Below are 20,896 nucleotides of genomic sequence, written 5' to 3' on the forward strand. Positions count from 1 at the left end.
GAATTACCCCACATCTACAAAGCGGTTGAGGAATTCATCCAATGTGTATTCTGGGTCGTCGGATTTGAAGACGAGATCCAGCATGCTTTCGGGCGCGAATTTGTGCTCGACCATTTTCTCAAGGCATTCAAAAAATGGTGTCCAATATTCATTTTTGGAAAGGAAACCCATAGGCTTGGCGTGAAGTGAAAGTTTCGCCCACGAAAGGGTTTCTACAGCCTCTTCGAGTGTGCCAATACCACCCGGAAGAACAACGAATGCTTCGGATTCGTCCAACAACATTTTTTTGCGTTCGTGCATAGTTTCCACAACAATGTGAGGCACATCATCATAATTGCCTTCAATGCGTTGCAAAAATTGTGGAATAATGCCCAGTACTTCACCGCCAGCTTTGTGGGCAGCTTCAGCCGCTGCGAACATCAAGCCGACAGTTCCGCCACCGTAAACAAGTCTCCATCCACGTTTGGCAATTGCTCTACCTAATTCTTGTGCTAGTTCGATATAGGCGGGGTCAGCATCGTTAGAAGACCCACAATAAACGCATACAGACTTGATTCCGGACATATACAATCTCCATTTATAAGACTGAATCATATATATGGGTTTGGTGTTAAAAGGGAGAGTGCAAAACATAGAAATTTCATTGTTTGCACCCAGAGAGAGAATTTATGAGTCCTAGAGGGCATGGAAAACTAGCTGCCACAGCAGATACAGACGGTATTGAAAGCTCAGATGCTGGGCTTGTTGCGTCGATTGGCCGAATTTTGAAAATTTTGGCGCGACCTGAATTGTCAAAATGGCGGCCTATGATGGTGTTGGCGATATTGCTGACGATCACGGCTAAGCTTTTTGCTGTGTCTGCGCCATTATTCTTCGGTGATGCCATTAATGCACTGTCTGAAGACCAGCCTATTTTATTGCCAGTATTGATTGGAATAGGATTGTGGGTAGGAGCCCGTTTTTTATCGACGGGGTTTCCATATTTAAGAGATGTGTTTTTTGCACCCATTAGTCAGGATGCTATGCGCGTCGTGGCAGTAGAAGCTTTCGGTCATGCGCAAAAGCTTTCATACCGCTTTCACCTGACACGACGGACAGGCGCGCTAAATCGTATGATTGAGCGTGGTTCAGGCGCTATTGATTTTCTGATCCGGTTTCTTGCGTTCAATATTGGCCCGACAATGATTGAGCTCACGCTGGCGTCCATTGTTCTTGGAGTGAAATTCGGTATCGGAATGTCGATCATCGCGATTGTGACAGTGATTTGCTATGTGGTGTTTACCTTGGCGATCACTGAATGGCGGGTGAAGCAACGCCGTGTGCTGAATGAAGAAGACACTGAATTGCGCGGGGGCATGGTAGATAGTCTCACCAATTTTGAGACTGTCAAAGCATTTGCTGCGGAAGATCGCGAAACAGAACGCCACAACGAATCATTCCTAACTTACAATAAGACTTTTGTGTCCACAGCGCGTTCACTGGCTTTGCTTAATGCAGGTCAAGAATTCATCATGAACCTTGGCTTGTTTGGGGTTGCAGGGCTGGGTGTTTGGGCGGCGATTGAAGGAGGTTTGAAACCGGGTGATGTGGCGGCGGTGACGCTTATTTTGATGAATTTATATCGCCCGCTTAATATCCTTGGCTGGGCATGGCGCGAGATTAAACAAGGTAGCGTCGATTTGGAAAAACTATTCGGCTTGATGGATATGAAGCCGGAAGTGGCGGACGCACCTGATGCTAAAGAGTTAGATGTGCAGGGCGGTCGGGTTGAGTTCAAGAATGTTGCTTTTTCCCATGATAGCCGTGCGTCTGGATTGGAAGATGTGAGTTTTGTAGCGGAAGCAGGAAAGAAACTCGCCATAGTTGGCCCATCGGGTTCAGGCAAATCCACGTTATTGAAAATGGCTTTCCGTTTTTATGACGTTGAAAAAGGTGAGATCTTATTGGACGGTCAGGACCTTCGTTCTGTTACTCAAAAATCATTGCGAGAATCGCTTGGGTTAGTGCCTCAAGAAGTCGTGTTGTTTAACTCCACAATCAAAGACAACCTTATTTATGGTGCGCCTGACGCTACCTTGGAGGAGATAGAGGCTGCGGCGGATCAGGCTCAATTGCTCGATTTCGTGAATGGGCTGCCAGACAAATGGGATACACGTGTTGGGGAGCGTGGCTTGAAATTATCCGGCGGTGAGAAGCAACGCCTTGGTATTGCTCGCGCTATATTGAAGAACCCACCTGTTCTTGTGTTGGATGAAGCCACATCTGCGTTAGATTCAACAACTGAAGCAGAGGTTCAAAAAGCGTTGGATTTTGCTTCTAAAGGGCGAACCACTCTCGTGGTAGCTCACCGTTTGTCCACAATCGCTGATGCAGATGAAATCATAGTTCTCAAAGAGGGCGTTGTTGCAGAACAGGGCCGTCATGAAGACTTGCTCGCGCAAGATGGTATCTATTCTGAAATGTGGGAACGTCAATCAAAAGGCGGTGATGAAAAAGTGGTAGAAGATAAAATTGCGTAGGGCTGATCTTTTGTCTTAAGAATAGTACTTCTTCCACATCTGTCTTATACTGTTTTAATTAGCCAGCTGGTTTGGCCGGGAGTTGTCGTGACGAAGATATTCATTTCATACCGACGAGATGACAGTAAGCATGCTGTTGGGCGTTTACATGCAGCACTCAAACCGCATGTAAAAAATTCTAAACGCGATATCTTTATTGATATAGATAACATCCCCAATGGCGTTGATTTTGTCGAACATTTAGAAAGCCAAGTTAGCCAATGTGATGTGATGCTGGCTGTAATTGGGGCTAATTGGCTTTCAATAGTTGATCCTACAACTGGGCAACGTCGACTGGACGATCCCGATGACTTTGTTCGAATTGAAGTGTCCTCAGCGCTTCGACGAGGCATTCCAGTCGTACCTGTTGTTTTAGATGGCACACCAATTCCCAGAGCAGATGAATTGCCTGACGACTTGAAAGCTTTGTCACGGCGCAATAGCGAACGAATCGACCATGAGAGTTTTAACGCGGATGTTGCGCGCTTGGTAGCGGGGCTTCCTAAAGAAAATAAAGCCTCAACCAAACAACATGAAAGCAATAAGAAGAGTCTTTTATCTACGGCCTTAAAACTAGTTGCTGCTTTGGTGTTTGCTGTTGCACTGGCAGCGATAGCGAGCATGGGTGTTTATAATTATATGGCACCAATTAGTTTGGATGAAACAAGTTCTGAACCTGCCTCAATGTCCGAACCGTTTGCAGACCTTGTCGATCCAAACGTGCCTGGGGCAGCACCTGATTTTTCTCAAATTGAGGAAAGGTTTGCTGGCAAGGTGCCAGAAAGCGAAGTGGTTGATGAAGCTAACAAAATTGAACACAGCAAAGCTATTCGGCGATTACAGTCCGTTTTGAAAGATTTGAAGTTTTATGATGGTGAGATCGATGGCGAGATAAACGCAGGAACATTTATGTCAGCTGAGTTATTCGCATTAGAGCAGGGATTATCAATGCCAAATCTCTTCACGGATAGTTCTGCCGATGTAAAGGCATTTGCTTATGAAGCTGAGAAAGTGCTTGTGGATCAGAATTCCAATTAAGCTACAACTAAAACAGACTCCTCACAGCGATAATCGAAGGGTGACCCATCATCATTGTGTTCTTTGGATATTGGTGCTGCATAAATGGCGGTTCAACAATCAAAATTACTCACCAATCTTGTTCTCTGGCAGAGGCTCATCCTTGGCGTGCATCCATTGAAGGAGAGGCTTTAACGGGATTGCCCAACCGATACCCGCTATGCAGTAGAATAGGATAGACAGGATTTTTTGGCCTTGTAGTTTTTCGCCAATAATTGCGGCCACCGCAATGTAAGCTGCAAGAAAAGTTAAAAGGCCGATTGATCCAAATACCTTGCGCAAAGCGTATCTCCGTTTACAGCTGCGGCAAATTCAAACACTTGTCCCGTGTTGGTTTGCACTGAGCATAAAAATTGCTTGTATGCAAAACAGCTTTTGTTCAATTCAAGTAACAGGCCTATAGAAACACTCATGCATTCTCAAGTTTCTTCTTCTGATATTGGCTTAAAAGGTATCCGCCCAGAGCGTGGCGCAGGCGCGGTGCGCGTGTGGTTGCTGGTCATCGCTGCACTCGTTTACGCGATGATCCTTGTAGGAGGTGTGACCCGCCTAACTGATAGCGGGTTATCCATTACGGAATGGAAACCTGTCACTGGTGCAATTCCACCATTGAATGGCGATGATTGGGCATCTGAGTTTGAAAAATACAAAACTCAGACAGATGAATACAAGCTCCAAAATAAGGGCATGTCCTTATCTGAGTTCAAATTCATTTATTATTGGGAATGGGGGCACAGATTATTGGGCCGCTTGGTCGGCGTTGTGTTCCTTATTCCATTCCTTGCGTTTTGGGCGATGGGATATACCACGCCAAAACTGAGAAAGCGCCTGTGGGCACTATTTGCACTTGGTGGCCTGCAGGGCTTTATCGGTTGGTGGATGGTGTCGTCTGGAGTGGGAGATACATCCCGCGTTGATGTGGCACCATATCGTTTGATGACGCATTTTTCGTTGGCGCTTTTGATCATCGGCGGATGTGTTTGGACATGGCTGTCTATGCGCGAACAACCTCGTTTTATAGATGACAATCGATCACGAAATTGGGCAATTGCATTGTTGGTGGTTGCAAGTTTGCAGATGATGCTTGGCGCATTGGTGGCGGGGCTGGATGCAGGACGCACCTATACTGATTGGCCCTTGATGGACGGATCACTCGTGCCGCAAGCTTTTTGGGATAGCTCACTTGGTCTGAGAAATTTTGTTGAGAATGTAGCCACAACTCAGTTTAATCACCGCATTTTCGCATACATTCTTTTAGGGCTATCGATATACACAGCTTTCAAATTTACACGTGCGGCAGGCGGTTGGTATAAACGGACCGCTCATGCCGTGGTTGGCCAGTCCATATTAGGTGTCATTACGCTTATCTTCGGCGCGCCTTTGTGGCTTGGTCTCGCGCACCAAGCCTTGGGAACAATAGTATTCCTTTCAACAGTTATCCTTGTTTGGAATTGTTCAGCGCAGAGAGAGCGTTAATTCTCCTGCGCATTTCGAAGAGCTTCCTGTAGTGCTTCGATGTTCACCTCAGATGCAGAAGACTCTTCATCAAGATCATCTGAAAAATTTTCGATGATTGACGCAGCACTTACAAACGAGATTTTGTGGATGTTGTCTGAGTGCTTGCCAGCTATAGCAACAAGGCCTTTGGGATAGTCAATAGATATGAAACCCGTATAGGTAGCTATTGAGCTAATTTGGGTGGGAGCAGAAACAGACATGCCTTCTCTAAGAGTGAATGTTTTTTCTCGGCCCAATTTGGTATTGGTTGCTTTGATTAAGTTATCAGCGTTTACATTCAACCAAGCGAAAGCGTCTTGGGCATTACTTTCATGATTTAAAAGAGCTGACGTTGAGGTACAGAGGCTTTTTAGTTCGGGAACTTTTTCCGCAGTACGCTCATCATAACTTGGGCTGTCGCTGGAGATGTCCACCGTGAAATTGTAGGTTACTGCATCACGGATATAGCTCCCGTGGATTTGATCATCAGCAAATTCACTTAAGCCTGGGCAAAGAATATCAAAAGAACTGTTATCTGTTATTTTTGGCAGAGCTGCAAAACCGACAATTTGGTTTTCAGGAGACGCCAATGCAAGTGATAAATGCCCGTCAGTAGATTTCGTTACATGAGCAAGAAGGTTTGCACCAGAAACTTCAATCGGCACACCGGTTGAAATTTCCGAAAACAAACCTTCCTTTGATCTCGCAACAGGGATTCCATCAATATCAAACGTCTCAGCTGAACCATCATTAAGAATCGCTGTGATGTAAAAAGATCCGTTGACGGATTTTCCAATGGCTAGATCGATAATTTCGCCTGAAGCGGGTTTAGATTCCCATATAATCGGTAGAAAGGGGAGAGGTGTTTTCTCCTCAATTACTTCTGAAACAGGTTGAATTTGGGCTGGTTCTTCCTTATTTTCGGCTGGTGAACAGCTAAAAGTCAAAAATGTTGCTAGGAATCCTAATGAGATTGCTAGCTTTGTGTTGACAAAGGTTACCTTGGACTGTAGCCACACTCGCTCGTTCATCTGAACAATCAACTTTCTAATTATAAGAGGCCCCGTGAGGGAGCGATGAAAACTTATTCTGCAAAACCTTCCGAGGTCGAACACAAGTGGGTCGTGATTGACGCTGAAGGCGTTGTTGTAGGACGTCTAGCGTCTTACGTTGCAAAGCGCCTACGTGGCAAGCACCGCGCTGATTTTACGCCACACACTGACACAGGCGACCACGTTGTAATTATTAACGCTGATAAAGCAGTCTTCACTGGTAACAAACGCCGTGACAAGACTTACTATTGGCACACTGGCCACCCAGGTGGGATTAAATCTCGCCGTGCGGAAGAAATTCTTGATGGACGCTTCCCTGAGCGCGTTCTTAAGAAGGCCGTTGAGCGTATGATGCCAAGAGAGAGCTCTTTGTCTCGTACACAATTTTCTAAGTTGCGCGTTTACGCTGGCACTGAGCACCCTCATGAAGCTCAACAGCCAGAAGTCGTTGACTTCGCTTCTATGAACAGCAAAAACGTGAAAGCTGCTTAAATATGTCAGACGCTGTTGAAAGCCTAGAAGACCTAAAAGATTTGAACTCAGGTTCTGCTGCAGTTGCAGCTGCTCCTGTCATTCCTGTTGAGCCAACTATCGATGCACAAGGTCGTGCATATGGTACAGGCCGTCGTAAATCTGCTGTTGCACGTGTTTGGATCAAGCCAGGAACTGGTAAGATCACAATCAATGGTAAAGATGAAAAAGAATACTTTGCACGTCCAGTGCTTCGTCTGATCATCGAGCAACCATTGGTTGCTGCTGAGCGCCGCACAGAGTTCGACATTGTTTGTACTGTGAAAGGTTCTGGCCTTTCTGGACAAGCTGGTGCTGTTCGCCACGGAATTTCACGCGCATTGGTAGCTTATGAGCCTACATTGCGTCCGTCATTGAAGCCACACGGCTTCATGACACGTGACTCACGTGAGGTTGAGCGTAAGAAATACGGTCGTGCAAAAGCGCGTCGTTCTTTCCAGTTCTCCAAACGTTAAGTTTCGAAACAATATTTCTGGAGAGGGCGCTTGGCATTTGTCACAGCGCCCTTTCTTTTGTCTGGTTTATTCGTTTTTACGATTTCGAGGAATTAGAACATGGCCCCCACAGTGTTCATCGATGGTGAAGCAGGAACAACAGGTCTTCAGATTGCAGATCGGTTGCGTGATCGCAAGGATTTAGAGCTTGTTTCGATTGATCCTACCAGGCGTAAAGACGCCGATGAACGCGCGCGTATGATCAATTCTGCCGATGCTGTTGTTTTGTGTCTGCCCGATGCGGCGGCAATAGAGGCTGTGTCGCTTGTTGAAAATGCGAATACAGTCATCATTGATGCTTCAACGGCTCATCGTATTGCGGATGGTTGGGTGTATGGTTTTGCTGAAATGGCGAAGGGACAACGAGAAGCTATCGCAAAATCAAAGCGTATCTCGAACCCAGGTTGTTACCCAACTGGCTTTATCGGTTTGATGCGTCCATTGGTGGAAGCGGGCATAGTTCCAGTTGATCATCCTGTGACAACGAATGCTGTGTCTGGGTATACTGGTGGTGGTAAAGGTATGATTTCGATGTTTGAAGACGAAGCATCGGAAAATCACACGAAAGAAGCTTTTCGTGGATATGCATTAGCGCAAAGTCACAAACACCCTCCAGAAATGAAAGTTCATGTAGGGTTGGGTTTTCTGCCCATGTTTGCACCCGCTGTTGGTCGATATGCGCAAGGCATGTTGGTGGAAGTGCCTTTGATCACAAGGTCTTTACCGAACTCACCATCGCGTTCACATATCCATGACGTGTTGAGTGCTTTCTATGGTGATGAGATTTTTGTTGATGTTAAATCACTTGAAGAATGTGATTCAGTTGGAAGCATAGAACCTGAAGCTTTGAACGGAACAAACATGATGGAATTGTTTGTGTTTGGTAGTGACGATCAAGTTAGGCTGGTTGCTAGATTGGATAATCTGGGAAAAGGTGCTTCGGGAGCGGCAGTTCAGAACTTGAACATCGCGCTTGGGTTAGAGGAAAAATCTGGGCTGTAGGCAAAACTTACGCTTCAAAATTCATCACATTAGTGAATTTGGCGATTGCATCATAAAAAATTCGCTTTCTAATCGAAAAAAATAGCGTATCCCTAATCTTGTTAACCAAACGAGTAGAGTTAGTAGAGCAAAGAACGCGTACTAATTTTAGTTTGATCCAATAAGACTTTGAGGATTCGATATGAACCAGCAGCAAGATGGATTGCCTCGTCCTGAACCTCGTAAATTTGACGCAGAAATACTGTCGAAAGAGATTGTGGAGCGCCTGACATATCGTGTCGGTAAAGACGCCGCAAATGCACACAAGCATGACTGGCTGCACGCCGTGATTTTGGTGATTCGTGACCGGATTATCGATGCGTGGATTCGCACCAAAAAAGAGTTTCACGATGATAAAGGTAAGCGTGTTTATTATCTGAGTCTTGAGTTTCTTATCGGACGATTGATGCGTGATGCTGTGTCCAATATGGAAATGTTGGATCAGATGCAGGAAGCATTGGCTAGCCTTGGTGCTGATCTGGATGTTGTCGCTGAACTAGAACCGGATGCGGCGCTTGGAAACGGCGGGTTGGGGCGTCTTGCTGCTTGTTTTATGGAAAGTATGGCGACTGTTGGCGTGCCCGCATATGGATACGGCATTCGATACGTAAACGGTATGTTTCGTCAGGAAATATCTGATGGTTGGCAGGTAGAGTTGCCAGAAACATGGCTTGCGCATGGAAACCCTTGGGAATTTGAACGCAGAGAATGTTCATACGAGATTGGTTTTGCTGGAAAAGTAGAAGCAGCCGAGCAAACTCTAGGTACACCCGGGAAAATGACTTGGAGTCCGCAAGAGAGAGTTGTTGCGACGCCTTATGATACACCAATCGTGGGATGGCGGGGAAATCAGGTCAACACTCTAAGATTATGGAGTGCGCAACCAATTGATCCGATTCTGCTCGATAAATTCAATGCCGGAGAGCATCAGGGAGCGTTGCGGGAGAGCAATCGTGCTAGCTCTCTTACGAGAGTATTATATCCGGCTGACTCTTCTATTGCTGGGCAATCTCTGCGTCTGCGTCAGGAGTATTTCTTCACATCAGCTTCCATACAAGACATTGTACGCCGTCACATTCAGGACTTTGGGGATATAAAGACACTACATGAGCGCGCCTCTATCCAATTGAATGATACTCACCCTGCCGTTGGGGTCGCTGAGTTGGTTCGTTTATTGGTTGATGAGCACGATGTTGAGTTTGAAGAAGCATGGGATATCGCCCGTAAAACATTCTCCTATACAAACCACACATTGCTGCCAGAAGCGTTGGAAAGCTGGCCAGTGCCACTGTTCGAGCGCCTATTGCCGCGCCACATGCAGCTGGTTTACGCAATTAATGCACACATTCTGAAACAGGTCAGGAAGTCTGAAAAAATTAGTGAGGAAGCTGTGTCTGCTATCTCCCTAATTGATGAAAGTGGTGAACGCCGCGTTCGTATGGGAAATTTGGCTTTTGTGGGTTCGCACAAAGTGAATGGTGTATCGGCACTTCACACTGACTTGATGAAACAAACGGTCTTTAAAGATCTACATTCATTGTATCCTGAACGTATCAATAACAAGACTAATGGCGTGACCTTCCGTCGTTGGTTGATGCAGTGTAATTCAGAGCTAACGCACCTTATTGAAGATGCAATCGGCCCGGCATTTAAAGATGATGCAGAGAGATTGGCTGATTTGAATAAGTTCGCAGATGATGCAGCGTTTCAAGAACAATTTCTTGCTGTAAAGTTTAAGAAAAAAGAACAGCTGACAACTCACTTGCGTGATTACTGTGGAGTGCGGATTGATCCAAATGCGATGTTTGATATTCAAATTAAGCGTATCCACGAATACAAACGCCAGCTCTTGAACATTGTTCATGCTGTTGCACTTTACGATCAGATTAGATCCCACCCTGAAAAAGACTGGGCACCTCGGGTGAAAATTTTTGGTGGGAAAGCGGCGTCAAGTTATCACAATGCAAAACTCACGATAAAATTAGCTAATGATGTTGCGCAAGTTATCAATCAAGACCCAGCGGTGCAGGGACTTTTAAAGGTTGTTTTTGTGCCAAATTATAATGTGTCTCAGGCTGAATGGCTTTTCCCTGCTGCCGATTTATCGGAGCAAATTTCCACAGCCGGAATGGAAGCATCGGGTACTGGAAACATGAAGTTCCAAGTGAATGGGGCCATCACCATTGGAACGCTAGATGGTGCCAACGTTGAGATCAAAGAGCATGTGGGCGATGATAACATCGTTATTTTTGGCATGGATGCGGATGAAGTTACTGCGCGTCGCGCAGGTGGATATAACCCGCGTGATGTAATTGAAGGTTCGCCTGAGTTGAAGCAAGCACTTACAGCGATTCAGACGGGAACTTTTTCTCCCGATGACCCATTTAGATATCAGGGCCTGATTGATGGAATCGTCGAGCATGACTGGTTCATGGTGGCAGCTGATTTTGGCAGTTATGCCAATGCACAACGACATGTTGATGAGATTTGGAAAGATAAGAAAACGTGGGCGAGAATGGCAATCAAAAATACTGCCAACGCAGGGTTCTTTTCTTCAGACCGTACTATTCGACAATATGCTGAAGATATCTGGAAGGTGGGCCTCTAATGACGTTTTACACAGATCGTTTGGAGGCACTTGTTTCTGCAACAGAGAATGATCCATTTTCCATTTTGGGAGTTCATCCTGAAGGCGTGGAAAATGACAAGCAGGTCTTTGTGGCCAGAGCATTTTTTCCAGATGCGATCAGTGTGGAAGCTTTTTCACTAGAAGATAAAAGTATTGGTTCGCTCAACAAAGAGCATGATGCGGGATTGTTTGAGGGTGTTGTCGATTTAGATGAGCAACAACCGATCAGATACAAGGCAAAATACGCAGATGGCAGTGTGTACGATATCGCGGATGCATACAGTTTTGGTCCGGTGCTTGGGCCGATAGACGATTATTACGTCTCTGAAGGTTCGCATTTGAGACTGTTTGATAAGCTAGGGGCTCATGTCATCGACCATGAAGGTGCGAAAGGAGTGCATTTTGCAGTCTGGGCACCAAATGCACAACGTGTGGCAGTAGTCGGTGGTTTCAATAATTGGGATAACCGCCGTCATCCAATGCGAAAGCGCGTGGACACAGGAGTGTGGGAGATTTTCCTTCCTGATGTTGATGCGGGTGTTTCCTATAAATATGAAATTATTGGACCTGATGGAAATCGCTTACCATTAAAAGCTGATCCATTTGCGTTTAAGTCAGAGTTACGTCCAGCAACTGCGTCCATAGTCGAGACTCCAACGGAACGAGTATGGAATGATTCAGAACACAGAGAGTTTTGGGCTAATGCTGATGCACGCCGACAACCAATATCAATTTATGAAGTACATGCAGGTTCTTGGAAACAACATCCTGACGGTAGCTTTTATTCATGGGATGAAATAGCCGAATACCTTATTCCATATGTATTGGATATGGGGTTTACGCACATTGAATTTCTACCGATTAGCGAATTTCCTTACGACCCAAGTTGGGGGTATCAGACGACTGGTTTGTACGCGACGACTGCGCGTTTTGGGGACCCTGATGGTTTCGCTCGCTTTGTTGAGGGCGCACATAAAGTTGGTATTAGTGTATTGATTGATTGGGTGCCAGCTCACTTCCCAACGGACGAGCATGGGTTGTCGCGTTTTGATGGTACTGCGCTTTATGAACACGAAGATCCGCGCAAAGGATTTCACCCTGATTGGAATACTGCGATATTTGATTTTGGGCGTAAAGAAGTTGTCTCTTATCTCGTAAACAATGCTCTATTTTGGGCCGAACGTTTTCATGTAGATGGGCTTCGTGTGGATGCTGTCGCCTCGATGTTGTATCTGGACTATTCGCGCGAACCTGGAGAATGGATCCCAAATCAATTTGGTGGGCGTGAAAATTTAGAAGCTGTCGATTTTCTGAAACAGATGAACAAGGAATTATATGGTCGTCACCCTGGTGTGTTGACCATGGCAGAAGAATCTACATCTTGGCCGAAAGTTTCCCATCCAGTGCATGAAGGTGGGCTTGGCTTTGGTTTTAAGTGGAATATGGGCTTTATGAACGACACGCTGCGCTATCTAGCCCGTGATCCAATTCATAGAGCGCATCATCATGATGAGATTACTTTTGGTCTCATGTATGCTTTTACCGAAAATTTTGTACTGCCATTGAGCCATGATGAAGTTGTCCATGGTAAAGGTTCACTTCTGAACAAAATGTCGGGGGATGATTGGCAGAAGTTTGCAACCTTGCGAGCGTATTACGCATTTATGTGGGGATATCCGGGAAAGAAACTCTTATTCATGGGGCAGGAGTTTGCTCAACGAGATGAATGGAGTGAGGAAAGAGAACTCGATTGGGGGCTTCTTGAGCATGAGCCTCATCAAGGCGTGCAATCTTTAGTCAAGGATTTGAACCATCTCTACAAGACTGAGGTAGCTCTCCATGCGCGCGATTGTGAAGGTGACGGGTTTGAGTGGGTACTTGTTGATGCGGCGGCTGATTCCGTTTTTGCGTGGCAAAGAAAAGCACCGGATGCGCCAACAATCCTAATTATTAGTCACTTTACGCCGATTGCGCGCAATGGATACCAAATTCAATTGCCGCAAGCAGGTATTTGGAAAGAATTACTCAATACAGATGCAGACCTGTACGGAGGCTCAGGCGTTGGTAATCTTGGAGAGATCCAAACCGATGCAAACGGATTAGTAGATTTGAATATTCCACCCCTTGGAACACTCATTTTGAAATTGGAGTCATAATGATTGTGGCGGCACCGGTAATGACGACAAAAGAGAGTTTGGAATTTCTAGAGAGCCAGATGCTGATACAGCACTCTGATGGCGGCGGGAGTACGATGCAAGTCCTGTCCGTGACTTCTGAATTGTATCCATTGATAAAAACGGGCGGGTTGGCCGATGTTGCTGGAGCACTGCCCATTGCGCTAAAAGAGCAGGGCGTACACGTACGCTCATTTTTGCCTGGTTACCGCATCGTTATGGGGAAATTGCAAAACCCTAAAGTGGTAAAAACCTATCGCAATTTGTTTGGACAAAAAGCAGCAATTTTATCAGATCATGTCGAAGGACATGACGTATTTGTATTGGATTGTCCTAAATTTTTTGACCGTCCAGGTGGCCCTTACGTTGATGAAACGGGGGTAGATTGGGAAGATAACTGGCGTAGATATGCAGCGCTATCAAAAGCAGCAGCGGATGTTGCGTTGGGGTGCCTCAAAGATTGGCAACCCGATATAATCCATGCACATGACTGGCAGGCTGCATTGTCTCTGGCCTATGTTCGGTATTCAAAATTGGCCGATATTCCGCGAATTATTACGATCCATAATCTAGCGTTTCAGGGACGCTATGATGCCTCGATTTTCAAAAAACTAGGATTGCCTAAAAAAGCGTGGGCAATGAATGGCGTGGAGTATTATGGCGGGACTGGCTTTATGAAAGCCGGCCTCACATCTGCCGATGTTATCACCACAGTTAGCCCCACATATGCGCATGAAATTCGTCGCCCTGAAAACGGGATGGGGTTGGATGGATTGGTCAATCACCGGGCTAAAGATTTGCACGGAATACTCAATGGAATTGACGATGAAGTGTGGAATCCTCCTGAAGATCCATACATAACGAAACAATACTCTCAGTTGACTTATCTTAATCGTCGTCAGAACAGATTTGATCTGGAAACAGAGTTTGGTCTGTTTCATGATGAAGATCCCCTTTTTGTCGTGTGTTCACGTATGACTTGGCAAAAAGGTGTGGATATGCTCGTTGATTTGCTGGATGAGTTGGTGCCGCTGGGTGCTAAGTTTGCAGTACTTGGACAAGGTGACCATGCAATTGAACGTGGTTTTTTGGCTGCGTCACAAAGGCATCCTGGGCGAGTAGGAATGAAAGTTGGCTATGAAGAGCCAATAGCGCACCGTATGCAGGCCGGTGGTGATGCCATTCTTATTCCTTCTCGGTTTGAACCTTGCGGCCTAACACAGCTCTATGGGTTGAGATATGGTTGTGTGCCTGTGGTAACGCGGGTCGGTGGTTTGGCAGATACAATCATTGATGCAAACGAAGCGGCGGTGGCTCAAGGTTCAGCAACTGGTATTCAATTTTATCCACCTGATCATTTTCAACTGAAGCAGGCAGTGGTGCGTGCGATTAAATTGTACAATGACAAGACAGCTTGGAATTCCATGCAACGCGCTGGGATGAGGTCGGACTTTTCTTGGGGAAGAAGCGCGGCGCGCTACGTAGATCTGTATCGTCAAGTGTTGGCGACGTATCAAGAAAAGAAAACGATCAAGCCTGTGCAAAGATCAATTCGTGCGGCTCAATGAGTGTGTAGAGTAGTCAATGAGTAAGATGACAGCGAACGTGCCCTTGGGGGCGCATATCACATCCAATGGCGTATCATTTTGTGTATGGGCTCCTAAAGCTTCGAAAATGCATGTGTGCTTGTTTTCCGGAGATGAGGAAAATGACAGCATTCCGATGGACAGGGATTCTAAAGGTTATTGGCATGTTGAGATAGAGGGGCTGTCAGAGGGAACGCGTTACGGCTTTCGCGCCGATGGTGCTTATGACCCCGATCGAGGATTGTGGTTTGATCCCAGTAAATTGTTATTGGACCCATACGCAACCAAGATTGATCGCGCATACTTATATGATGATGATCTAACTGCGTCACGTGAAGCAAACATAGATACTGCTAAATTGGTGCCCAAAGCAGTCGTTTGCGGAGAACTGCCTAAAGCTAAGAAATTTGACGCCAAGTTTCCTGTTGGTGGCTTAATCTATGAGCTTCAGGTGAAGAGTTTTACTAAACAGCATCCAGATATTCCTGAAGATATAAGGGGAACTATCGCTGCATTAGGTCACCCGATTGTGATCGAACATTTAAAACGCATTGGTGTAAATGCTGTTGAGATGATGCCAATTACAGCATGGATTGATGAACGCCACCTCATTCCATTGGGATTGAATAATAGTTGGGGATATAATCCTGTAAGCTATTTTGCACTTGATCCGAAAATAGCGCCTGGCGGTATCGTTGAACTTCGTAAAGCCATCGAAGCCCTTCATGAAGCTGGAATATCTGTATTTCAGGATGTTGTTTTCAACCATAATGGTGAAAGCGATAAACATGGCCCAACATTGAGTTTTCGTGGGTTGGATGCCCAGTCTTATTTTCGTAATTTTGAGAACGAACCAGGGCATTTGATTAATGATACAGGCTGTGGAAACTCAATTGATTGCAGCCACCCAATAGTTCGTCGATTGATCTTGGATTCTATGCGTTATTTCGTCGAATATGCAGGCATTGATGGCTTTAGGTTTGATCTTGGACCGGCTCTCGGGCGAGAAGATGAAAACAATGGAAAATTCAATCCACAAGCGGAATTATTGCAAGAAATACTCGCTGACGATGTGCTCAAAGATTGTGTGCTGATAGCTGAACCGTGGGACATAGGCCCGGGAGGGTATCAACTTGGAAACTTCCCGTCACGTTTTTATGAGTGGAATGATGCCTATCGCGATGATGTAAGACGGTTTTGGCGGAATGAAGATAACATGGTGGGCAAGTTTGCAACGCGCTTGTGTGGCTCTGCTGATATTTTTCAGACATCTGATCTTTCATCTGAAAACAAGACGCGCTCTATAAATTTTGTAGCTGCTCATGATGGTTTTTCTTTGTTGGATTTAGTTTCCTACGAAGAGAAGCACAATTTCGAGAATGGCGAGTCAAATAGGGACGGCCACAATGAAAATATATCGTGGAATAATGGCGTGGAAGGTCACACAGACGATATAGCAATCATTACGAAACGCCGAGTTGATTTAAAAGCGATTCTTTCCTCCTTATTTTTGTCTCGTGGGCCTATTATGCTTACAGCAGGAGATGAGTTTGGGCGGTCTCAAAAAGGGAATAACAACGCCTATGCTCAGGATAACGAAACGACTTGGTTAAACTGGGAAGAAAGAGACACCCAGATTGAACGCCATGTGAGTAGCCTTGCTGAGATACGCAAGACATTAGGTTTGCTGGATAACACTGAGTTCGTAGATGAAGGAGATGTTGTGTGGCGAAGGTTTGATGGTGACCCGATGACGGTTTCGGATTGGGAAACGCCAGACCTGGGTGCTTTTGCTATGGAAATACCTGCTAAAAATGTTTTGATTTTGTTTAATCGCACTGATCGACATCAAACACTTATTCGAGATGGGAATACCCAGACAATAAGGCCTCGTACTGTAAATGTGTTGTTCACAGGAAATCGTAATAATTGAATCGCGAACGTGGCACGGAAACTGCCTGAACAACAAGAAAATATCACTTCGGACCAACTATAGAACTTTTGAACATGAATATTGTGACACCATCTGAATTGAAGCTTGGAAAAGCGGAATTGAATGAAGCACCTTGGTGGAAAGGTGCTGTAATTTATCACATCTATCCAAGAAGTTATTATGATTCCAATGGGGATGGGATTGGTGATTTGCGCGGTGTAATCGAAAAACTCGATTACATAGCATCACTCGGAGTGGATGCAATTTGGTTATCACCTTTCTTTAAATCACCTCAGGCTGATTTTGGATACGATATTTCAGATTATCGCGAGATTGATCCTGATTTTGGAACGATTGAAGATTTTGATGACCTTGTTGAGGAAGCCCATAACCTCGGTCTGAAAATCATTATAGATCAGGTGTATGCGCATACTTCCGATGAGCATGCATGGTTTGAAGAAAGCCGCCAAAGCAAGACTAATGAGAAATCTGATTGGTATGTTTGGGCAGACCCCAAAGTGGATGGCACACCACCAAATAATTGGCAATCTGTGTTTGGAGGGCCTGCGTGGGAGTGGGATGCGCGCCGCCAACAATACTATATGCATAATTTCTTGAAGCAGCAGCCGCAGCTTAATGTGCATAATCCAGATGTTCAAAAAGCAATTATTGAAGTGATGCGTTTTTGGATGGATCGTGGTGTGGATGGTTTCCGCATGGATGCGATAAATTTCGCCATGCATAACCGAGCGATGACAGATAATCCGCCGTCGAACAAAAATTTTGCGGATGTGACGCGTCCTTTTGATATGCAAAAACGAATTCACAATCAGTCACAACCTGAAATTCCTTTATTCATGGAACGGATCCGTAGTGAGCTGAATAAGTATGGTGAAATCTTTACAGTGGCGGAAATTGGCGGTGATGAAGCTCTGCACGAAATGCGTGACTACACGTATGGAAACGAGCGCTTGAACTCAGCTTACAGCTTTGATTTTCTTGATGGTCCGCCTATCTCAGCTGATAAAGTTCGAGGTACGCTTGGAAATTGGACTGGTGAAAAAAATGAAGGCTGGCCTTCATGGGCTTTTGAAAACCATGATGCACCTCGTGCTGTCAGCCGTTGGGCAAGTCCTGAGAAACGTTGGAACGCTGCGCGCAATTACATGATGGTATTGCTGTCCTTGCGCGGAAATGCGTTTATTTATCAAGGTGAAGAACTGGGATTGCCACAGGGTGAAGTGCCATTTGAGCATTTGAAAGACCCCGAAGCGATTGCCAACTGGCCACGTACACTTGGGCGTGATGGTGCTCGTGTGCCTATGCCTTGGGTTAAGGATGCTCCTAATGCTGGCTTTACTACGGGCACGCCTTGGCTACCTGTTGATGCCAAACAAGCAGCACTAGCTGTGGATACACAAGATGGGTGTTCACCATGCATGCTATCCTTTACGCGTGCCGCTATGGGTGTGCGTCGAAAAAGTGATGCATTAACACGTGGTTCAATGACATTTTTGGATACACATAATTCCAGCGTGTTGGCCTATATGCGTCGTTATGAAGATGAGCATTATCTGTGTGTGTTTAACTTTAGCGACAAGCATTCTCATTGGAATCATCATTTGGGTAAAGGATGGAAAGTCGTATTCAGCCATGATGGTATGAGCGATGGATGGGAAGTACCACATGACTTACCTGGTTATTCAGCTTTCTGGGCAAAGCTGGAAAAATAGATGAAATGTTGAAGCAGGTTAGAAATAGCCTGCTTTTTCTTTTGCTAATTTGTAGTCATTCCAGAACAATCTTTAGGCAATGCAGCGTAAAAGGCATGCAATTGTGCTGACCCGATTGAAGCACCCATGCTCTTGGTGCACATTACGATTATATAGAACAGTATATTTGGGAGTGCTCCATGCTGGATATTCCAGTCGCCTTTGAAACCAAGCTTAAAGAGTTGGTTGGTTTTATCTATCCTAATGCTGATTGTGATGACTTATGCCAACAAATTATAGGAGCGTATTGGGGCAATATTGATGATGTTCGTGATGAGCAACGTCAACCAAGCAATGTAGGGCTTTGGTCCGAAGATGACGCAGTCATCATCACATATGGAAATTCCATAAAAGATGGAAAACACAAACCCTTAGACCTTCTTCAAGATTTTCTAAAACGCTATTTGGGAGAGGCAATCACCGGCGTTCATATTTTACCGTTTTTTCCATTCACCTCTGATGATGGTTTTGCGGTGACGGATTATCGCGCTGTAAATAGTGAATTAGGAAGCTGGGAAGACATCAATCGAATTGGCGACCGTTTTAAATTGATGTCAGATTTGGTGTTGAATCACGTGTCCAGTCAGAGCAAATGGTTCAATGACTACCGGCAAGGGCATGAACCCTATGACAAATTCTTCTTTGAGGCGCGCCCGGATGATGATCTCAGCCAAGTAGTGAGACCGCGTACAAATGATTTGCTGCGTGAAGTAGAGACTCCGACTGGCACAAAGCATGTTTGGTGCACATTTAGTCATGATCAAGTGGACGTGGATTTCACCAATCCAGAGGTTTTGCTGGAGTTTTTGCGGATTATGCGTCTGCATGTCGATAATGGGATACGTATTATTCGACTTGATGCTGTCGCATTTATTTGGAAGGAAATCGGTACAAATTGTATTCATCTTCCAGAGACACACGCTATTGTGCAATTGATGCGATTATTGCTCGATTTTGCAGAGGAAGATGTCATCCTTTTGACAGAAACGAATGTGCCCAATACGGAAAACCTATCGTACTTTGGGAACCGAAATGAAGCACATGCTGTCTATAATTTCTCATTGCCTCCCTTGATATTACAGGCCTTGTTGAGCGGATCTTCTAAGCACTTAAATCAGTGGCAAATGGCGATGCCACCAGCGCAAATGGGGTGTGCTTATTTGAACTTCTCAGCGTCGCATGATGGTATAGGAATGCGTCCAGCTGAAGGTCTTCTGGATGAAGAAGAGATTGATGACGTCATCGAAACGGTCAAGTCTTTTGGCGGTTTGGTGTCCATGCGATCTACACCTGATGGCGGGCAAAAACCTTATGAGCTGAATGTCACGTTTTTTGATGCTCTAAAGGGGACGTTGAAAGGCGAGGATGAATATCAACTGGAACGCTTTTTATGTAGTCAATCTATCGTGATGGCATTGGAAGGAATACCAGCATTTTACATTCACTCCCTCATCGGTACGAACAATCATATGGCCGGCGTTGAGAAAACGGGTGTAAATCGAGCTATCAATCGAAAGCGTTGGAATTATCCTGAACTTATAGAATTGTTGGATGATGAAAACAGCATGCATGCGCGCGTGTTAACTGCAATGAAAGAACGCATACAGATACGTCGCAAGCAGGAAGCATTCCACCCCAATGCGACGCAATTCACTATGCAATTAGGCGACAAAATTTTTGGTTTTTGGCGCCAAAGTTATGATCGCGCACAATCTATATTTGCACTCCATAATGTCTCTAATGAAGAGCTGCACATTCCGGCTGTTTCAATCAATTTGATCGGTGGCCATGATTGGTATGATTTACTTTCCGGCGAAAAAATCAACGAACATATGAGCGACATATCTTTCGCCCCATATCAATGTCGTTGGATTACGAATAGAAGTGAATAAAAATCAATTTTAAGTAGATTATTGATTTTTTGTAACGCTAAGGTATACCTGAAACCTAATGTATTTGGGGAGGACGCAATGAAACCAATTGCCTTTAGTATGATCTGCGCAGCGGCTTTTACATTTTCAGCCTATGCAGAAAATGATCTTGATGATGAAATTAATGGTTTGAAACAACGTGTTTTAAAGTTGGAAACAAAGGTGGAAAGTATAGGCTCCACTTCTATGCCTTTCACGTACGTTGGTGAATCTAAACGTATTGCGGGTGTTAGTTTCACATTGCAAGGCTGTGAATTTGTTGCTGAAAGCATGTCCTGTTTCATCATTATTGAAAATGACGAAAATGCTACAACAGTGAGTTTAGATGAAGTGAAGGTGCAATCATCAAATAATGATTGGTATCAATCACGGCAAATCTCACACACAGTTGCCGGATACAGAACTTTTGGCAGCAATACTCTTCATATTCCATTGGCGAAAAATGAAACCAAACAATATGTCGTTTATGTAAACGAACTTGATAGTGCAGATAGTTTTGGCCTTCAGGTTGAAGTGTCCGGGTACAAAATTCGAGAAACAATATTCTTCAGAGGAATATCTTTACAATAGGTCGGGGTTAATTTTCTTTTGAAAACATGCGCTTGGGAGAGGGGGGATGGA

The 20,896-nt window shown here is 45.0% G+C and carries 16 protein-coding genes; 13 read left to right on the forward strand and 3 right to left on the reverse strand.

The genetic code is table 11. The features are described from left to right. Positions 1-3 precede the first annotated feature (3 nt). On the reverse strand, positions 4-564 hold the full coding sequence (locus tag F551_RS0104020) for an LOG family protein (RefSeq protein ID WP_018996200.1): 561 nt from the start codon (positions 562-564) through the stop codon (positions 4-6). A 104-nt stretch (positions 565-668) separates the two neighbouring features. Between F551_RS0104020 and F551_RS0104025 the strand changes: the two genes are divergently transcribed. After that, positions 669-2,519: an ABCB family ABC transporter ATP-binding protein/permease gene (locus tag F551_RS0104025; RefSeq protein ID WP_018996201.1), complete on the forward strand. Its 1,851-nt coding sequence runs from the start codon at positions 669-671 to the stop codon at positions 2,517-2,519. 87 nt (positions 2,520-2,606) lie between these two features. Then, complete coding sequence (locus tag F551_RS17045) at positions 2,607-3,596, forward strand: toll/interleukin-1 receptor domain-containing protein (RefSeq protein ID WP_018996202.1); 990 nt, start codon at positions 2,607-2,609, stop codon at positions 3,594-3,596. Positions 3,597-3,701: 105 nt separating this feature from the next. Here the strand turns inward: F551_RS17045 and F551_RS0104035 are convergent, their stop codons facing one another. Then, positions 3,702-3,917: a DUF2842 domain-containing protein gene (locus tag F551_RS0104035; RefSeq protein ID WP_018996203.1), complete on the reverse strand. Its 216-nt coding sequence runs from the start codon at positions 3,915-3,917 to the stop codon at positions 3,702-3,704. A gap of 129 nt (positions 3,918-4,046) precedes the next feature. On the opposite strand from F551_RS0104035, the gene F551_RS0104040 reads away from it, so the two are divergent. Next, positions 4,047-5,111 (forward strand): COX15/CtaA family protein, encoded by a 1,065-nt coding sequence (locus F551_RS0104040; protein ID WP_018996204.1) that lies wholly within the window; start codon positions 4,047-4,049, stop codon positions 5,109-5,111. Here F551_RS0104040 and F551_RS0104045 read toward each other — a convergent pair. Further along, complete coding sequence (locus F551_RS0104045; protein WP_018996205.1) at positions 5,108-6,163, reverse strand: hypothetical protein; 1,056 nt, start codon at positions 6,161-6,163, stop codon at positions 5,108-5,110. The two genes, F551_RS0104040 and F551_RS0104045, sit on opposite strands and share 4 nt — an antisense overlap. A 45-nt stretch (positions 6,164-6,208) precedes the next feature. On the opposite strand from F551_RS0104045, the gene rplM reads away from it, so the two are divergent. The 10 genes from rplM (at position 6,209) to F551_RS0104095 (ending at position 20,845) form a co-directional block, all read left to right on the forward strand. Continuing rightward, positions 6,209-6,676, forward strand: coding sequence for a 50S ribosomal protein L13 (gene rplM / locus F551_RS0104050; RefSeq protein ID WP_018996206.1), 468 nt, complete (start codon positions 6,209-6,211; stop codon positions 6,674-6,676). Between the two features lie 2 nt (positions 6,677-6,678). After that, positions 6,679-7,170, forward strand: coding sequence for a 30S ribosomal protein S9 (gene rpsI / locus F551_RS0104055; RefSeq protein ID WP_018996207.1), 492 nt, complete (start codon positions 6,679-6,681; stop codon positions 7,168-7,170). 99 nt (positions 7,171-7,269) lie between these two features. Next, positions 7,270-8,211, forward strand: a complete 942-nt coding sequence (gene argC / locus F551_RS0104060; protein ID WP_018996208.1) for an N-acetyl-gamma-glutamyl-phosphate reductase — start codon at positions 7,270-7,272, stop codon at positions 8,209-8,211. A gap of 181 nt (positions 8,212-8,392) precedes the next feature. Continuing rightward, positions 8,393-10,858, forward strand: a complete 2,466-nt coding sequence (locus F551_RS0104065; protein ID WP_018996209.1) for a glycogen/starch/alpha-glucan phosphorylase — start codon at positions 8,393-8,395, stop codon at positions 10,856-10,858. Then, positions 10,858-13,035 carry a 1,4-alpha-glucan branching protein GlgB gene (gene glgB / locus F551_RS0104070; protein ID WP_018996210.1) on the forward strand — a complete coding sequence of 726 codons (2,178 nt, stop codon included), beginning with the start codon at positions 10,858-10,860 and terminating at the stop codon, positions 13,033-13,035. Before F551_RS0104065 ends, glgB begins: the two co-directional genes overlap by 1 nt. Positions 13,036-13,094: 59 nt before the next feature. Then, positions 13,095-14,621, forward strand: a complete 1,527-nt coding sequence (gene glgA / locus F551_RS0104075; RefSeq protein WP_407636363.1) for a glycogen synthase GlgA — start codon at positions 13,095-13,097, stop codon at positions 14,619-14,621. A 25-nt stretch (positions 14,622-14,646) separates the two neighbouring features. Then, entirely contained in the window at positions 14,647-16,572 is a 1,926-nt protein-coding gene (gene glgX, locus F551_RS0104080; RefSeq protein WP_018996212.1) for a glycogen debranching protein GlgX, read from the forward strand. A 74-nt stretch (positions 16,573-16,646) separates the two neighbouring features. After that, entirely contained in the window at positions 16,647-18,305 is a 1,659-nt protein-coding gene (locus F551_RS0104085) for an alpha-glucosidase family protein (RefSeq protein ID WP_018996213.1), read from the forward strand. Between the two features lie 179 nt (positions 18,306-18,484). Continuing rightward, positions 18,485-20,236 carry a sugar phosphorylase gene (locus F551_RS0104090; RefSeq protein WP_018996214.1) on the forward strand — a complete coding sequence of 584 codons (1,752 nt, stop codon included), beginning with the start codon at positions 18,485-18,487 and terminating at the stop codon, positions 20,234-20,236. A 78-nt stretch (positions 20,237-20,314) separates the two neighbouring features. After that, positions 20,315-20,845: a hypothetical protein gene (locus F551_RS0104095; protein WP_018996215.1), complete on the forward strand. Its 531-nt coding sequence runs from the start codon at positions 20,315-20,317 to the stop codon at positions 20,843-20,845. Positions 20,846-20,896 lie beyond the last annotated feature (51 nt).

Source organism: Hirschia maritima DSM 19733 (genome assembly GCF_000378345.1).
In the GTDB taxonomy this organism is placed as follows: domain Bacteria; phylum Pseudomonadota; class Alphaproteobacteria; order Caulobacterales; family Hyphomonadaceae; genus Hirschia; species Hirschia maritima.

Excerpts from the sequence above, each read along its gene's own strand:
- glgX (WP_018996212.1), top strand. The coding sequence starts at position 14,647 with ATGACAGCGAACGTGCCCTTGGGGGCGCATATCACATCCAATGGCGTA.
- glgA (WP_407636363.1), top strand. The coding sequence starts at position 13,095 with ATGCTGATACAGCACTCTGATGGCGGCGGGAGTACGATGCAAGTCCTG.
- F551_RS0104020 (WP_018996200.1), bottom strand. The coding sequence starts at position 564 with ATGTCCGGAATCAAGTCTGTATGCGTTTATTGTGGGTCTTCTAACGAT.
- F551_RS0104095 (WP_018996215.1), top strand. The coding sequence starts at position 20,315 with ATGAAACCAATTGCCTTTAGTATGATCTGCGCAGCGGCTTTTACATTT.
- F551_RS0104025 (WP_018996201.1), top strand. The coding sequence starts at position 669 with ATGAGTCCTAGAGGGCATGGAAAACTAGCTGCCACAGCAGATACAGAC.
- F551_RS0104090 (WP_018996214.1), top strand. The coding sequence starts at position 18,485 with ATGCTGGATATTCCAGTCGCCTTTGAAACCAAGCTTAAAGAGTTGGTT.
- F551_RS0104045 (WP_018996205.1), bottom strand. The coding sequence starts at position 6,163 with ATGAACGAGCGAGTGTGGCTACAGTCCAAGGTAACCTTTGTCAACACA.
- F551_RS0104065 (WP_018996209.1), top strand. The coding sequence starts at position 8,393 with ATGAACCAGCAGCAAGATGGATTGCCTCGTCCTGAACCTCGTAAATTT.
- F551_RS0104040 (WP_018996204.1), top strand. The coding sequence starts at position 4,047 with ATGCATTCTCAAGTTTCTTCTTCTGATATTGGCTTAAAAGGTATCCGC.
- F551_RS0104085 (WP_018996213.1), top strand. The coding sequence starts at position 16,647 with ATGAATATTGTGACACCATCTGAATTGAAGCTTGGAAAAGCGGAATTG.
- glgB (WP_018996210.1), top strand. The coding sequence starts at position 10,858 with ATGACGTTTTACACAGATCGTTTGGAGGCACTTGTTTCTGCAACAGAG.
- rplM (WP_018996206.1), top strand. The coding sequence starts at position 6,209 with ATGAAAACTTATTCTGCAAAACCTTCCGAGGTCGAACACAAGTGGGTC.
- rpsI (WP_018996207.1), top strand. The coding sequence starts at position 6,679 with ATGTCAGACGCTGTTGAAAGCCTAGAAGACCTAAAAGATTTGAACTCA.
- argC (WP_018996208.1), top strand. The coding sequence starts at position 7,270 with ATGGCCCCCACAGTGTTCATCGATGGTGAAGCAGGAACAACAGGTCTT.